This is a genomic window from Arthrobacter agilis (genome assembly GCF_006494655.1).
In the GTDB taxonomy this organism is placed as follows: Bacteria; Actinomycetota; Actinomycetes; order Actinomycetales; family Micrococcaceae; genus Arthrobacter_D; species Arthrobacter_D agilis.
The window spans coordinates 164,476-179,952 of record NZ_VHIM01000006.1 but is presented as its reverse complement, the minus strand read 5'-3'; the positions used below and the strand labels follow the sequence as shown (position 1 = coordinate 179,952).

Genomic DNA, 15,477 nt, shown 5'->3' with positions numbered 1-15,477 from the left:
TCGGCGATACAGGCGGCTTCCCCGTTAACCGGGATTCCCCGCGGACCGGGATCCCGCGTCGAGAAGACAGGAATAACCGCCGGGAGCACCCCATCGTGGTCATTTCTGTCTTCTCGATCTTCGTAGACTGGCTGCACAAGCCGAAAGAGGTACACCGATGTTCGAGTCCATCCAGGGACTGCTCGACGAGCACTCCGAGCTGCAGGACCAGCTCGCCGATCCCGCCGTCCACGCCGATCAGGCTCTGGCGCGTCGGCTCGGACGCAGGTACGCCGAGCTCGGCCGGATCGTCGACGCGCACAACCGGTGGACCGCCCTGAACGACGATCTCGAGGCCGCACGGGAGATGGCGTCCGAGGATCCCGAGTTCGCCGCCGAGGTGCCGGTACTCGAGGAACAGCTCACCGTCGCGCAGGAGCGCCTGCGGCGCCTGCTCATCCCGCGTGACCCGAACGACGGCCGCAACGTCATCATCGAGGTCAAGGGCGGCGAGGGTGGCGACGAGGCAGCCCTGTTCGCCGGCGACCTGCTCCGGATGTACGCGCGCTACGCGGAGTCGCGCGGGTGGAAGACGGAGCTCATCTCCGCCAACGAATCGGATCTCGGCGGCTACAAGGACGTCCAGATGGCCATCAAGGGATCCTCCAACGATCCGGCCGAGGGTGTCTATGCGCGGCTCAAGTTCGAGGGCGGCGTGCACCGGGTGCAGCGTGTCCCGGTCACCGAGTCCCAGGGCCGGATCCACACGTCCGCGGCGGGCGTGCTCGTGCTGCCCGAGGTCGACGAGCCGGAAGAGGTCGAGATCAACCAGAACGACCTGAAGATCGACGTGTACCGCTCCTCCGGCCCGGGCGGCCAGTCCGTCAACACGACGGACTCCGCCGTGCGCATCACCCACCTGCCTACCGGGATCGTGGTGGCCATGCAGAACGAGAAGTCGCAGCTCCAGAACCGTGAGGCCGCCATGCGCGTGCTGCGGTCCCGCATCCTCGCGCACGAGCAGGAGAAGATCGACGCGGCGAATTCGGACATCCGGAAGTCGCAGATCCGCACCATGGACCGGTCGGAACGTATCCGTACCTACAACTACCCCGAGAACCGGATCGCGGACCACCGCACGGGGTACAAGGCCTACAACCTCGACACCGTCATGAACGGTGACCTCGAGCCCGTGGTCCAGTCGGCCATCGAGATGGACGAGCAGGCCCGCCTGGACGCCATCGGCACGGAAGAGTAGGCGTGGAGGAGGCCCTCCGCGCTGCAGAGGAACGGCTTCGCGCGGCAGGCGTTGCGAGTCCCCGCGTGGATGCCGAGCTCCTGGCCGCCCACCTCGCAGGCGTGTCACGCGGGCGGCTGCGGGCGCTGGCACTCATCGGCGCCGAAGCGCCCGCGGGCTTCCAGGCACTGGTCGACGAGCGTGCCCGACGGGTCCCGCTGCAGCACCTCACGGGATCGGCGTCCTTCCGCCGGATCGACCTGTCCGTGGGGCCGGGTGTCTTCATCCCCCGTCCCGAGACCGAGTCGGTGGCCCAGCTCGTGATCGACAGGGCGGGACCACTGTCCTCGCCGAGGATCGTCGATCTCGGCACCGGATCGGGGGCGATCGCTGCCTCCGTCGCCGACGAGGTCCCGGGCGCGGAGGTGTACGCCGTCGAGCTGAGCGATCTCGCGTGCGCCTGGGCGGCCACCAACCTCGAGCCCTACGGGGTCCGCCTGGTGCAGGGCGACCTCGCGACGGCGCTGCCCGAGCTCGACGGCTCGTTCGACATCGTGGTCTCCAACCCCCCCTACATCCCTGCGGACGCCGTACCGAACGAGCCCGAGGTCGCGGAGCACGATCCGCACATGGCGTTGTACGGCGGGGGAGCGGACGGTCTGCGGCTGCCCCGGGCCGCTGCCGCGTCCGCAGCACGCCTGCTCAGGGCGGGCGGGTACTTCGTCATGGAGCACGCCGAGGTGCAGGCACCCTGGGTCGCCGCTTTCCTCACGGAGGCAGGCGTCTGGACCTCGGTGACCACGCATCAGGACCTCGGCGGGCGGGACCGCGCCACGAGCGCCGTCCTGCGCGAGAGCGCCCGGCCGACGACGGCGCAGCGTGCATCGTCGGCGACGCCTCCGACAATCGGGCCCGCAGCACGGGAGCACCGTGGACACCCGACCGGCCACCCATCGGTGGACACACCCGACCACACAGCAGGGCACACACCATGACCGAGCAGCCGATGCAGCACCCCCAGGGCACTGACACGGTGGCCGTCGCCGCCGTCACCTACGACCGCCACGAGGAACTCGCCCAGCTCCTGCGGTCACTCGCCGTGCAGACAGCCCCGATCCGGACCATCGCCCTCGTGGACTCCGGCACCAGACCGGCCACCGATGTCGTGCAGGCGGCCGACGGCGCCATCCACTACCTGCGCTCCGAGGCCAATCTCGGGGGAGCGGGCGGGTTCGCGTTCGCGATCCTTGCCGCCATCGCGAGCGGGGCGCGATGGGTGTGGCTGATGGATGACGACGGCCATCCCGAGGACGAGCGCTGCCTCACGGAACTGCTGCGCGCGGCGCACGAGCACGATCTCGACATCGTCTGCCCCCTGGTCGCGGCGACCTCGGACCCGAGCCGGCTGTCCTTCAACTTCCGCATCAGGGGGTTGCCGACCAATGATCGTGCGTCGCTCGAACCCCTGGGATTCCTGCCCGACATGGTGCACTTCTTCAACGGCGCGCTGGTCCGCACGGAGGTCTTCTCGACGATCGGTCTCCCCGACATGAAGTTCTTCATCCGCGGGGACGAGGTCGACTTCCTCGCACGCGTGCGGAAGGCCGGCCTGAAGTACGGAACGGTGACCACGGTGGCAGTGCGCCATCCGGCCACCTGGGCGGAGATGAAACCGATCTTCGGCGGCTTCATCACTCCCGTGATCCCCGAGGGGGAGTTCAAGCGTTTCTCCTACTTCCGCAACCGGGCCTACCTGGCCCGCAAGTACCGCAGCCTGCGATGGTTCGGCGCGGACGTCATCGGGTTCCCGTACTACTTCCTCACCCAACGCGATCTCGCCGGCCTCAGGGCGTGGTTCAGGGCGTACTCGGCGGGTTTGCGCGGCACGGGGTTCGGCCCGCCGCCGTCCTGAGGCGCCGTGCACTCCGCTACCGTCCGGGTGTCCTCCGGCGCGCCCGTGTCCGAACCGATGAAAGGATGATCGGGTGACCACCAGCTATGACTGCTCCGACCCCGTCCAGCGCAGGGAGGCCCTCGCGGCTGCCCAGCGCGCTGTCTCCCTCAAGCAGTGCGTCGTCCTCCCAACGGACACGGTGTACGGGATCGGCGCCGACGCGTTCTCGCCGCAGGCCGTGGCCACGCTCCTGGCGTCCAAGGGCCGCGGCCGCAGCATGCCGCCGCCCGTCCTCATTCCCCGGCTGCAGACCCTCGACGGTCTCGCCACCGATGTCCACCCGGACGCACGGCGACTCGCCGAGGCCCTGTGGCCCGGTGGCCTGACGCTCATCTGCCACGCGCAGCCGTCCCTGACCTGGGACCTCGGTGACACCCTCGGAACGGTCGCGCTCCGTGTTCCCGACGACGCGCTGGCCCTCGAACTGCTGACCCTCACCGGGCCGCTCGCCGTCTCCTCGGCCAACCGGACGGGGCAGCCCGCCGCCACGACGGCGGCCGACGCCGTCGCCCAGCTCGCGGAATCCGTGGCCGTGTACCTGGACGACGGCGAGCGGACCGCCGCGGACGGCACGGGGTCGACGATCGTCGACGCCACCGGAGACATCCTTCGGGTGGTGCGGGAGGGGACCGTGCCGCTGGTACGGCTGCGCGCGATCGTTCCGGGAATCGTCGGGATCGACGGCGTCGGGCCTGCCGCGGCCGAGGGCACGAGGGACGGCGATGCCCCGCAGGCCGCTGCAGCACCGGGCGGAGCAGCACCGGGTGGAGTAGCACCGGGCGGAACGGAACCGGGCGGGACCACCGCGGACTGACGCGGGACGGTCCGTCGGTCGCCCCCCTCCAGGCGCTCGTGCTGTTCGGGCGCCCCGCGGACCGCCGGTCGGAGGCCTCAGGCGTGGCGCGCGGCGACCAGCAGGTCGTGGACCTGCGGTACCGGGGTGAGCCCCTGTTCCGAGCACCACCCGGGCACCTGATCCTGGCCGAACCACATGAGCTCGACCCGCCGGACCTGCCCATCGAGGCGACCGCGCAGCAGCGCCGACAGCGCGTACCCCACGCGCACGGCGGCGCGGCATGCAACGGCCGGCAGTTCGCGCGGACGTCCTCCCGCGGCTTGGAGGACCGAGCGGACCGAGAGCCCCTCCCACGGTTGCAGGATGATGCGGGGGACAGGGCCCTGATGGGAGCCGACGGAGAGGACGAGGTCCGCCAGGGCGTCGACCGACGTGATGGGCGACGGCGAGGTGCCGGGCGCGGCCACCGAGGCCAGCGGGGAGCCGGCGAACCGGGCGAGCGCGAGCGTCGTCGGGCGGCCCCGTCCCTGGACGGAGGTGGGCCGGAGGATGACGGTGAGTGAGGCACGCACCGGCAGCTCGGCCAGTGCCAGTTCGGCGAGGGCCTTGCTCCGCGAATACGCGGAGAAGGGGCGCACCGACGGGGTTTCGTCGAGCATCGGGGTGCGCCCCTGGACCGCGGCGCTGCTGAGGTGGATGAAACGCCGCACGCCCGCCGCGTCGGCGGCCCGTGCAAGGACGAGCGGAAGCAGGGCGTTGGCGCCGAGCAGGTCGGAGTCGCCGGTCGCGGACGGCGTCGCCGATCCGGCGGCATTGACCACGACGTCGTGACCTTCCATCAGCGCGGTCAGGTCGGCGAGGAGGGCGGGGTCCGCCCGGAGCGCCTCTGCGACGAGGGCCTCCGGCGTCGCGGCCGTGGTGGTGCAGCGCGGTGCGCGTTGCGAACCGACCGCGATCCCCGTCCGTGCCACGCCGTCCACCACCGCCGAGCCGACGAATCCGGTGCCCCCGAACACGAGCCAGCTCACAGCGGTGCCCCCGGCGCTCCCGGCCCGGTGTCGCCGGTCAGGGGCGGCTCGGGGCGCCAGGTGCGGTCCGCCAGGATCCTCCGGGCTGCGCGCCATCCCCGCCAGAGGGCGGTGACGCCGGACACGGAGCGCTCGACGGCGATCAGCCGCACGATCTCCTTCGTGGCGGTCAGGGCGGTGCCCACCCCGAAGCCGACGCGCGAGTAGCTGCCGTGCAGGCGGAGGTACCGCGCGAGGTGCCCGCGGTTTCGCATCCCGCAGAACCGGGAGAGGTCGCTGGAGTCGTTGAGGTGGCGGATACCGAGGTCGATCTGCCGCTGCGGCCGGGTCTTCTGCAGCACGACGGCGTCCACGTAGGCCACCGGGTACCGCTGCGAGACGAGCCAGCCGTACGTCGTGTCGTCGCCGTTCAGGAAGAACCGGGCATCCGGGAGCCCCGTCGTGCGCACCACCTCGGCGGAGATGAACATCCCCTCGAAGCAGCCCACGTTGGTGTGGAAGACCGGCGAGGTGGCGAAGACGTCACCGCGCACGGGCAGGTGCACGCCGAGCGTCTCGCTGAGCCGGTGCTGCCAGAAGAAGGGCTGCCCGGCGTGGTCGAGGCGGCGTCCGTGCAGGCAGGAGTACCGGGACAGCCAGGGCCGGAAGGCGGCGAGGGCATCGGGCAGGACGACGACGTCGTCGTCCATCAGCCACAGCCACTCGGCGCCCTCCTCGAGGCCGCGCGCCACCCCCGCCGCAAAACCACCGGCACCTCCGACATTAGCCGGGAGCCGGTGAACGACGACGGGGACGGGGAGATCGATGCCGGCGAGCAGGTCCTCGGTGCCGTCGGTGCTCGCGTTGTCGACGACGACGACGCCTGCGGGCGCAGGATCGAGCCCGGCGACGGAGTCGAGGAGCTGGCGCAGGTAAGATGCCCGATTGAAGGTCGTGATGACGATGAACACGCGGGGAGAGCCGGCGTCAGGGGCAAGCAACCTGTTCCTTCCAGGCCGCGCCAGGGCGGTGCGCAACGGGCCTGGCACAGGCGGTGCAGTTAGTATTCTCGGGTAGTAGCAGTCTATTACACCGTGTTCCAGCCCCTGCCCGGGCGCCGAGCGCAGTGAGTGCCCGGCCATCGGTGGAAGCGTCTCCGGTGGCGAACGCGGTGATGCCTGCCTGACACCGTTAGGAATCATGGGACTCAACGAAGGCCGGGCCTCGGCCCGGACATCCGGCTCCACGGCCGCAGCCGCCGGCGGTGACAAGCCTGCCATCTGGCTGTGGTCGCAGTACCTCCTCGACGCCGCGGCCTGGATCGTCGCCATCCTCCTGGCCCTGATCCTGCGTTACGAACTCCTGGTCAAGGAGGTCAACGTCCCCGGGATCGCCGCGTTCTGCGCGGTCGCCGTCATCGCGCAACTCGCCGTCGGGCTGAGCTTCGCCCTGTACCGCGGCCGCTACAGCTTCGGGAGCTTCCACGAGGCCAAGCTCCTCGTCGTCGTGGCCGTGCTGGTCGGGGTCATCCTCGTGCTCGTGAGCGTGGCGTTCTTCACCGTGATCGAAGTACCGCGAAGCATCGGCATCATCGCCTTTCCGTTCGCCTGCATGTTCCTCGCCGCGACCCGTTACCTCAAGCGCATGTACGTGGAGAGCAAGGCCAAGCCGGGCGAGGACGCCCAGCGCACGCTGATCTACGGCGCGGGCTTCCTCGGCAACTCGCTCGTCGGGCGCATGATGCAGGACCCCGACTCTCCCTACTTCCCCGTGGGCCTGGTCGACGACGACCCCGCGAAGAAGCACCTGCGGTTGTCCTCGGTCCCGGTCCTCGGACGGATCGAGGACCTTCGCGAGATCGTCGCCCGGACCCAGGCGTCGATGCTCGTGATCGCCTTCGCCGAGGTGGAGGCGGCCCAGGTCCGCCGGGTCTCCGACCTCGTGGCGGGCCTCGGGATCAAGGTCCTCGTCCTGCCGCCGCTGCGTGACATGCTCGGTGCCTCCGGGCCCGGCATCGCCGACTTCCGCGAGGTCGCCGTCGAGGACCTGATCGGCCGGCGCCCCGTGGACATCCATGCCGACGAGGTCTCGGGGTACATCACCGGCAAGCGCGTCCTCGTCACGGGTGCCGGTGGCTCGATCGGCTCCGAGCTCTGCCGGCAGCTCTCCGCGTTCTCGCCCGCAGAGCTGATCATGCTGGACCGCGACGAGAGCGGCTTGCAGTCCACCCAGATCTCACTCACCGGGCGCGGTCTGCTGACCGGCAGGGACACGGTCCTGGCCGACATCAGGGACGCCGACGCCCTGCTCGGCATCTTCGAGGAACGCCGGCCGCAGGTCGTCTTCCACGCCGCCGCGCTGAAGCACGTCTCGCTCCTGGAGCAGTACCCGGAGGAGGCCTGGAAGACCAACGTCCAGGGCTCTCTCAATGTGCTGCGGGCCTCGTCGGCGGTCGGAGTGACCAACTTCGTCAACATCTCGACCGACAAGGCCGCGGACCCCACGAGCGTCCTCGGCCATTCCAAGCGTGTGGCGGAGAAGCTGACGTCCTGGCACGCGGCACGCACCGGACAACGCTTCGTGTCGGTCCGGTTCGGCAACGTGATCGGCAGCCGCGGCTCCATGCTGCCCCTGTTCACCGAGCAGATCCGCAACGGCGGGCCCATCACGGTGACCGACCCCGAGGTCACCCGGTTCTTCATGACCATTCCCGAGGCGTGCCAGCTGGTGGTGCAGGCCGGCGCGATCGGCAGGGGAGGGGAGGTGCTGATCCTCGACATGGGTGAGCCCGTGAAGATCCTGGACGTCGCCCAGCGCATGATCGCGATGTCGGGCAAGGACATCGACATCGTGTTCACGGGTCTCCGCCCCGGGGAGAAGATGCACGAGGATCTCATGGGCGCCGGGGAGAACGATTCGCGTCCCCTCCACCCGAAGATCTCGCACACCTCGGTGGTACCTCTGGACCCGCAGCAGCTCAGCCTCCAGGAGTGGAAGACCGAGGGCGGCTTCACCCACGACCAGCGTGGCATCGCCTCCTTCGACGCTGCCACGGAGCACCAGTCCGTGGAGCCCCGCCGTTCCGCGCCCTCCTCGACGGGCGCCGGCGGAGCGGCGTCATGAGTGCCCTGCTGGCCGTCGTCGGACTCGTGGCGCTGGCGCTGTCCCTGGCCCTTCCCGTGATCGTCAAGCCGCTGCTCCGGCGCCTGGGCGTCATCGACATCCCCAACGATCGTTCCTCGCACACCACGCTCGTCATCCGCGGGATGGGTGTCGCGGTCGCGGCCGCCATCCTCGCGGGACTGGCCCTCTCACTCGCCACGGGGCTCGTCGCCGTCGACCGGTCACTCATCCTGATCATCTTCCTGATGGTGGGCGCGGCGTCCGCCCTCGGCTGGATCGAGGACTTCCGCGGGCTGTCGGTCCGGGTGCGGCTCGCGGTCCAGCTGCTCATCGGGGCGGCCGGGACGGCCGCGCTCGCGACGACGATCGACGAGAGCAGCTACTGGTGGCTGCCCGTCGGGGCGATCGCCGTCGCCGCCTACATCAACGCCGCCAACTTCATGGACGGCATCAACGGGATCTCCGGCATGCACGGTGTCGTCGTCGGGGCGTTCTACGCGTGGGCGGGCCTGCTCAGCGACCAGATGTGGCTGATCGTCGCCGGGCTCGTCGTCGCGGCGGCCTTCGCCGGTTTCCTCCCCTGGAACCTCGGGCGCGGCTTCGTCTTCCTGGGTGATGTCGGCAGCTACCTGCTCGGTGCGTCCATCGCGGCGATCGCCGTGACGGGACTCCTCGCAGGTGTCTACCTCGAGTACCTCCTCTCGCCGGTGCTGATCTACCTGGCCGACACCTTCTCCACCTTCCTGCGCCGGGCGCGGCGCGGCGAGAGGCTCTCCGCGGCCCATCGCCAGCACGTCTACCAGCGGCTCACCGACGCGGGGCTCACCCACGCGCAGGTCGCGGTCCTCGTGAGCGTGCTGTCGATGCTGACCGGCGGTGCGGGATTCGTCCTCGCGACGGCTGCCGCTCCGCTGGCTGTGTCCGTGTCGCTGTTCGCGGCCGCCGTCGTCGCCCTCTACCTCTCCTCACCCCGGATCGTCCGGGCCGTCCGGGGAGCGGTCGGGCGTCGCACGGCCGTCAGGGGCTGAGGACCGGGCCGGAGCCGCACGGTACGGTAGAATTTCAGGCGCCGGGGCGATGACGATCTGTCCTCCGTCCCCGGCACACCTCCGCGCGACACGGTCGACGGAGGATCAGCAGGGCGCCGCACGGCGCAGCCGACAGAGCGGACAGTACGTGCCACGACCGGACCAGCCGGCCACAGCAGCCGATCCTTCCGCCCTCGTGCCCGTCTCGGGCGCCACGGAATCTCCCTGGCTCGGCATCCTCGGCCGGTCCGCCGCCGCAGCAGGTGCAGTGACCGTGGTCCTCGCCGCCGCAGCCGCCCTGTCCACCTCACCCGCCGCCGCGCTCAGCGTGCTGTTCGGGGCCGCCCTCGTCATCGCGTTCTTCGGGATCAGCCTGCTGATCGGCCACTACGCCGGCAGGACCAACCCCTCGGGTGCCCTGGGGCTCTTCGCCGTGACCTACGCGATCAAGGTCGTCGGCTTCGCCGCCGTGCTGTTCTTCCTCGGCACGCCGGGATGGCTCGACCGCACGTGGTTCTTCGTCGGGGCGCTGGCCGCCGTCCTCGCTTGGCAGGTCGCCGAGGTGGTCGCGTTCTCGCGCCTCCGGACGCCCCTGTACGGCGACCGGGACGAAGCCGGAGACGGCGCGTCCGCACCCGGGGGCACTCCACGTCCCGGGGACCTCCCGCCCTCTCGCGACGGGCAGGGACGCTGAGATGGCGGGCGGAATGCAGCGACGCGAGGACGCCTCCGCAGGCTCTCCCGCACCCGGGGAAGGCCGCTATTCCAACGGCGGCTACGAGGCGGGCATGACCGTCTTCAGCTACATCATTGGCGGGATCCTGGTGTGGAGTTTGATAGGCTGGGGGCTGGATAATCTCCTCGACACGCGCTGGTTGGTGCTGGCGGGAGCGTTCTTAGGTGCAGCCGGGGGTTTCTACCTCTCCCACATGCACAACCTCACCCGGGACCACACGCCGAATCCGCACAGCGGATCCCGGACAACGCCCGGTGCCGAGGACGGACCCGAGTGACTCCCCAGAACTTAACGAGTCGGACCAGTCACGCTGCGGCCGAACAGATCTTGCCCAACGATGGACACTGCAGAGAGGAAACGCGTTGATCGCGCTTGCGCTCCCGGCCGCAACTACCGAAGAGGGATTCGTAGCCCCGACGATCGATGACACCCACTATCGGGACATCTTCCCGTGGGGTGGCGAATACGGGGTCCTGCTGGAGGGTGGATTCGGCAAGCAGATGCTGCTGACCATCCTCTCGGTGGTCCTCATCGCAGCCTTCTTCCTCGTCGCCTCCCGCCGGCGCCAGATGGTGCCCGGAAAAGTCCAGTTCCTGGGGGAGACGGCGTACGGCTTCGTCCGCAACTCCATCGGCAAGGACATCATCGGCGGGAAGGACTTCCTGAAGTACGTGCCCTGGCTCTTCACCGCGTTCTTCTTCGTGCTGGTGAACAACATCTTCGGCGCCATACCCCTCCTGCAGCTGCCCACGTTCTCGCACCCCGGCAGCGCCTACGGGATCGCAGCCATCTTCTTCCTCCTCTGGGTGGGTATCGGCGTCAAGAAGCACGGCATCCGCTACTTCAAGCTGGCCGTCGTCCCCTCGGGCGTCCCCTGGTACATCCTCCTGATCGTGGTGCCGATCGAGATCATCTCGAACTTCATCGTCCGCCCGGTCACGCACTCGCTCCGACTCTTCGCGACGATGCTCGCCGGTCACCTCATCGTGACCCTCGCCGGCTCCGCGATCGAGTACATGGTCATGACGGGCAACATCCTCCTGCAGGGCACCAGCGTGCTGGTCCTTGTCGGGTCGGTGGCGATGTACATGCTGGAGGCCCTGATCATGGTCCTGCAGGCGTACGTCTTCACCCTGCTCGCCGCGATCTACATCGAGGGCGCACTGCACGCGGACGCGCACTAGTCCGCCAGATTCTCAACAGTCTTCCCCGTCGGGGATGATCCCAAACAACCTGTCGCACCAAGGCGGCATCTTGAAAGGAACACAATGGAAGTACAGGGTAGCCTCAACCTCGTTGGATACGGTCTCTCCGCAATCGGCGGTGGTATCGGTGTGGGTCTCGTCTTCGCGGCCTACATCAACGGCGTCGCTCGCCAGCCCGAGGCACAGCGTGTCCTCCAGCCCATCGCCTTCCTCGGACTGGCCCTGACGGAAGCACTCGCGATCCTGGGTCTCGTCTTCGCCTTCGTCATCGGCGCCTGACACATCCGTCCTGATCGACCGAAGACCAGTTGAAGAAAGACGGGTGAAAAATGCTTAACGCAGCGATTATGGCGGCGGAAGAGGGCTCGAACCCTCTGATCCCGAACCTGTGGGAACTGCTGGTGACCGTCGTCGGTTTCCTAGTCCTCATGTACATCGTGCGGAAGTTCGTCATGCCGGCATTCGAGAAGACGTTCGAGGAACGGACGGCTGCCATCGAAGGCGGGATCGCCAAGGCGGAGGCCGCCCAGGCCGAAGCCAATGCGGCGCTCGAGGAGTACAAGCAGCAGCTTGTCGACGCTCGTACCGAAGCGAACCGCATCCGTGAGGAAGCACGCGCCGAAGGCGCCCAGATCCTTGCGGATCTGAAGGAGAAGGCCGCCGCGGAGTCCACCCGGATCACCGAGCAGGCACACGTCCAGATCGAGGCCGAGCGCCAGGCCGCCGTGGTCTCGCTCCGCGCCGAGGTCGGCACGCTGGCGACCGACCTCGCAGGTCGGATCGTCGGGGAGTCGCTCGCGGACGACGCACGCTCGTCGCGCGTCGTCGACCGTTTTCTCGCGGATCTCGAATCCTCATCGAGCGCAGGTGCAGCGAAGTAATGGCAGGAGTATCGAGCGTCTCCCTCGCGTCGGTCCGTGAAGGGCTGGAGTCGCGCCTGCCCGGTGCGGATCTCGCGCTGGCGGAGGACCTCTTCGGAGTACTGGCGATCCTCGACAGCAATGCGGGGCTTCGCCGTGCGCTGACGGATCCGTCGCGCTCCGGTCAGGACAAGGCGGTGCTCGCGGGTCAGCTGATCGGCGGTCGCGTCTCGTCCGAAGCGGCGGATGTGGTCAGGGATCTCGTCAGCGAGCGCTGGGCCAACGCCCGTGACATCGGTGATGCCCTGGAGACCCTCGCTGCCACTGTCGTGATCTCGGTCGCCGAGCAGGGGAGCGGCGCCGAGGGGCTGGAGCAGCTCGAGAACGAGCTGTACGCCTTCGTCCAGGTCGTCGCCTCCAACCACGCCCTGCAGCGGGCGCTCTCCGAGACCCAGGCGACGCCTGAGTCGAAGGTGGCGCTCGGGCTCAAGCTCGTACCCGGTGCAGGTCCGGCCGCCAGGTTGCTGATCAGCCAGGCCATCGAGTCGCCGCGCGGCCTCAAGCCCGCTGCACTCGTGGAGCGGTTCCTGGAGCTCGTCGCGGCACGCCAGCAGCGCTGGATCGCCGATGTCAGCGTCACCCGTCCGCTGACCGCCGACCAGTTCGAGCGGCTGCAATCAGGTCTGAACGGTCTGTACGGTCGCGAACTGAAGGTCAACGTCAAGGTCGACCCCACACTCATCGGTGGAGTCCGCGTCAGCGTGGGAGACGAGATGGTCGATTCGACCGTCGTCACGCGCCTGTCCGAACTGCGCCGCACGCTGGCCGGATAGGCCTCTGGCCTTCCACCAGCGTCGTATACACACTGAACACCACATCGGTCGCCACGCATCCAGGTGACCACAACACAGGAGAGCAGGGACTGAGATGGCCGAATTGACCATCAACGCCGAAGACGTTCGTAGTGCGTTGAACGACTTTGCGGCGTCCTACGAGCCCGGAAACGCGGAGCGCGTCGAAGTGGGCCGCGTGACCACCGCCAGTGACGGCATCGCCCGGGTGGAGGGTCTTCCCTCCGTCATGGCGAACGAGCTGCTGCGATTCGAGGACGGCACGCTCGGACTCGCGCAGAACCTCGACACCCGCGAGATCGGTGTCGTCGTGCTCGGTGACTACAACGGCATCGAAGAAGGCCAGGAAGTGCACCGCACGGGAGAGATCCTCTCGGTCCCCGTCGGTGACGCTTTCCTCGGCCGTGTCGTCGACCCTCTGGGCCAGCCCATCGACGATCTCGGCGAGATCGTCGCCGAGGGCCGCCGCGCCCTCGAGACCCAGGCCCCGGGCGTCACGCAGCGCAAGTCGGTGCACGAGCCCATGCAGACCGGTCTCAAGGCCATCGACGCGATGATCCCGATCGGGCGCGGCCAGCGCCAGCTGATCATCGGTGACCGCCAGACCGGCAAGACCGCCATCGCGGTGGACACCATCATCAACCAGAAGGCCAACTGGGCTTCGGGCGATGTGAGCAAGCAGGTCCGCTGCATCTACGTGGCCATCGGCCAGAAGGCGTCGACCATCGCTGCGGTCCGCCAGACCCTCGAGGACAAGGGCGCCCTGGAGTACACGACCATCGTCGCGTCTCCCGCCTCCGACCCCGCAGGCTTCAAGTACCTCGCGCCCTACGCCGGTTCCGCAATCGGGCAGCACTGGATGTACGGCGGCAAGCACGTCCTCATCGTGTTCGACGACCTGTCCAAGCAGGCCGAGGCCTACCGTGCCGTGTCACTGCTGCTGCGGCGTCCGCCGGGACGCGAAGCCTACCCGGGCGACGTCTTCTACCTGCACTCCCGGCTGCTCGAGCGCTGTGCGAAGCTCTCGGACGACCTCGGTGCCGGATCGATGACGGGTCTCCCGCTCATCGAGACGAAGGCGAACGACGTCTCGGCCTACATCCCGACCAACGTCATCTCCATCACCGACGGCCAGATCTTCCTCCAGTCGGATCTCTTCAACGCCAACCAGCGTCCCGCCGTGGACGTCGGCGTGTCGGTCTCCCGCGTGGGTGGCGCCGCGCAGGTGAAGTCGATGAAGAAGGTCTCGGGCACGTTGAAGCTCGATCTCGCCCAGTACCGCGACATGCAGGCCTTCGCGATGTTCGCCTCGGACCTCGATGCCGCCTCACGCCAGCAACTGACGCGTGGTGCCCGCCTGATGGAGCTGCTGAAGCAGGGCCAGTACTCGCCGATGCCGGTCGAGCAGCAGGTCGTGTCCATCTGGGCCGGAACGAACGGTTATCTCGACGACGTTCCTGTCGAGGACATCAACCGGTTCGAGACGGAGTTCCTGGAGCACCTCGGCCACAAGTCGCAGGTCCTGACGACGCTCGCCCAGACGGGCAAGCTCGAGGACTCGACGGCGGAGGAGCTGAAGACCCAGATCACCGACTTCAAGCAGGGTTTCTTCGGTGAAGGGGCCAACGGCTTCGGTGCAGGTCACGAAGAGCACGACGCGATCGACGCCGATTCGGTCGAGCAGGAAAAGATCGTTCGACAGAAGCGCTAGGGACCCGGGCTGCCGGGAGGGGAGACCCTCCCGGCAGCAGGGCCTCGAGCCGGATCGCTTCCCGTAGGGGAGCGAAGGAAAGGACAAGAATGGGAGCCCAGATCCGGGTCTACCGCCAGAAGATCGCGTCGACGACGTCGACGCGGAAGATCTTCAAGGCGATGGAGCTGATCGCGACGTCTCGCATCGGCAAGGCACGTACGCGTGTCGCTGCGGCCCTGCCGTACGCCAATGCGATCACCCGCGCGGTGTCGGCCGTGTCGTCGCAGTCGGAGATCGACCACCCCCTGACGACCGAGCACGGCGAGGTGAGACGTGCTGCCGTGCTGGTCCTGACCTCGGATCGCGGTCTCGCCGGTTCGTACTCCGCGAGTGCCCTGAAGCAGGCCGAGGGCCTGTTCGAGACACTGCGCTCGGAGGGCAAGGAGATCCAGTCCTACCTCCTCGGGCGCAAGGCGCAGTCCTACTTCGACTTCCGCGGCCGCGGCTACGAGAAGGTCTGGACCGGTGGAACGGATGCTCCTGAGTTCGAGACGGCCCGCGAGGTCGGCGAGGCTCTCTTGGCGACGTTCCTGAAGGACTACGAGGAGGGCGGCGTCGACGAGATCCATGTCGTCTACACCAAGTTCCGCTCGATGGTCGTGCAGGAGCCGTCGGTCATGCGACTGCTGCCGCTCGAGGTCGTGGACGAGGAGGTCACGCAGCCCGGTGACCTGCTCCCGCTCTACGAGTACGAGCCCGAGCCCGAGCAGGTGCTCGACGCACTGCTCCCGCGGTACATCGAGTCCCGGATCTTCGCGGCGATGCTGCAGGCGGCGGCGAGCGAACTCGCCGCACGTCAGCGGGCGATGAAGTCCGCCGGTGACAACGCCACCGAGCTGATCAAGAAGTACACCCGCCTGCGCAACACCGCCCGCCAGGCGGAGATCACGCAGGAGCTCTCGGAGATCGTGGCCGGCGCGGACGCGCTGAACGCCTCCTGACCCTTCC

Annotated in this window: 16 protein-coding genes; 14 read left to right on the top strand and 2 right to left on the bottom strand. The window is 68.6% G+C overall.

What is annotated here, in order from left to right:
- The first annotated feature begins 157 nt into the window (after positions 1–157).
- From prfA to FJV46_RS11085, 4 genes are all read left to right on the top strand, one after another.
- Entirely contained in the window at positions 158–1,237 is a 1,080-nt protein-coding gene (gene prfA, locus FJV46_RS11100) for a peptide chain release factor 1 (protein WP_087027270.1), read from the top strand.
- 2 nt (positions 1,238–1,239) lie between these two features.
- Positions 1,240–2,211, top strand: coding sequence for a peptide chain release factor N(5)-glutamine methyltransferase (gene prmC / locus FJV46_RS11095; protein ID WP_087027272.1), 972 nt, complete (start codon positions 1,240–1,242; stop codon positions 2,209–2,211).
- Positions 2,208–3,128: a glycosyltransferase gene (locus tag FJV46_RS11090; protein ID WP_232008409.1), complete on the top strand. Its 921-nt coding sequence runs from the start codon at positions 2,208–2,210 to the stop codon at positions 3,126–3,128. Before prmC ends, FJV46_RS11090 begins: the two co-directional genes overlap by 4 nt.
- A 73-nt stretch (positions 3,129–3,201) precedes the next feature.
- Positions 3,202–3,984: an L-threonylcarbamoyladenylate synthase gene (locus tag FJV46_RS11085; protein ID WP_087027274.1), complete on the top strand. Its 783-nt coding sequence runs from the start codon at positions 3,202–3,204 to the stop codon at positions 3,982–3,984.
- A gap of 77 nt (positions 3,985–4,061) precedes the next feature.
- Here FJV46_RS11085 and FJV46_RS11080 read toward each other — a convergent pair whose 3' ends face one another.
- Together FJV46_RS11080 and FJV46_RS11075 are read right to left on the bottom strand one after the other, a co-directional pair.
- On the bottom strand, positions 4,062–4,994 hold the full coding sequence (locus FJV46_RS11080) for an NAD-dependent epimerase/dehydratase family protein (RefSeq protein WP_232008408.1): 933 nt from the start codon (positions 4,992–4,994) through the stop codon (positions 4,062–4,064).
- A complete protein-coding gene (locus FJV46_RS11075) occupies positions 4,991–5,974 on the bottom strand; it encodes a glycosyltransferase (protein WP_158250122.1) in 984 nt (327 codons plus the stop codon). The genes FJV46_RS11080 and FJV46_RS11075 overlap by 4 nt, the downstream gene beginning before the upstream one ends.
- Positions 5,975–6,173: 199 nt before the next feature.
- On the opposite strand from FJV46_RS11075, the gene FJV46_RS11070 reads away from it, so the two are divergent.
- The 10 genes from FJV46_RS11070 (at position 6,174) to FJV46_RS11025 (ending at position 15,470) form a co-directional block, all read left to right on the top strand.
- On the top strand, positions 6,174–8,096 hold the full coding sequence (locus tag FJV46_RS11070) for a polysaccharide biosynthesis protein (RefSeq protein WP_087027280.1): 1,923 nt from the start codon (positions 6,174–6,176) through the stop codon (positions 8,094–8,096).
- Entirely contained in the window at positions 8,093–9,124 is a 1,032-nt protein-coding gene (locus tag FJV46_RS11065) for an MraY family glycosyltransferase (RefSeq protein ID WP_087027282.1), read from the top strand. The genes FJV46_RS11070 and FJV46_RS11065 overlap by 4 nt, the downstream gene beginning before the upstream one ends.
- Positions 9,125–9,272: 148 nt before the next feature.
- Entirely contained in the window at positions 9,273–9,818 is a 546-nt protein-coding gene (locus FJV46_RS11060) for a Cg1360 family ATP-synthase-associated protein (protein ID WP_232008407.1), read from the top strand.
- A gap of 1 nt (position 9,819) precedes the next feature.
- A complete protein-coding gene (locus FJV46_RS11055; protein WP_370684666.1) occupies positions 9,820–10,137 on the top strand; it encodes a hypothetical protein in 318 nt (105 codons plus the stop codon).
- Between the two features lie 85 nt (positions 10,138–10,222).
- Complete coding sequence (atpB, locus tag FJV46_RS11050) at positions 10,223–11,044, top strand: F0F1 ATP synthase subunit A (RefSeq protein ID WP_087027284.1); 822 nt, start codon at positions 10,223–10,225, stop codon at positions 11,042–11,044.
- Between the two features lie 84 nt (positions 11,045–11,128).
- Complete coding sequence (locus tag FJV46_RS11045) at positions 11,129–11,344, top strand: ATP synthase F0 subunit C (RefSeq protein WP_019481292.1); 216 nt, start codon at positions 11,129–11,131, stop codon at positions 11,342–11,344.
- A 50-nt stretch (positions 11,345–11,394) separates the two neighbouring features.
- The gene (locus FJV46_RS11040; protein WP_087027286.1) at positions 11,395–11,946 is read left to right on the top strand and encodes a F0F1 ATP synthase subunit B; all 552 of its coding nucleotides are present in this window, start codon (positions 11,395–11,397) and stop codon (positions 11,944–11,946) included.
- A complete protein-coding gene (locus FJV46_RS11035; RefSeq protein WP_087027288.1) occupies positions 11,946–12,758 on the top strand; it encodes a F0F1 ATP synthase subunit delta in 813 nt (270 codons plus the stop codon). Before FJV46_RS11040 ends, FJV46_RS11035 begins: the two co-directional genes overlap by 1 nt.
- 94 nt (positions 12,759–12,852) lie before the next feature.
- The gene (gene atpA, locus FJV46_RS11030; RefSeq protein ID WP_087027290.1) at positions 12,853–14,487 is read left to right on the top strand and encodes a F0F1 ATP synthase subunit alpha; all 1,635 of its coding nucleotides are present in this window, start codon (positions 12,853–12,855) and stop codon (positions 14,485–14,487) included.
- 89 nt (positions 14,488–14,576) lie between these two features.
- Complete coding sequence (locus FJV46_RS11025) at positions 14,577–15,470, top strand: F0F1 ATP synthase subunit gamma (RefSeq protein ID WP_087027292.1); 894 nt, start codon at positions 14,577–14,579, stop codon at positions 15,468–15,470.
- The last annotated feature ends 7 nt before the right edge of the window (positions 15,471–15,477 follow it).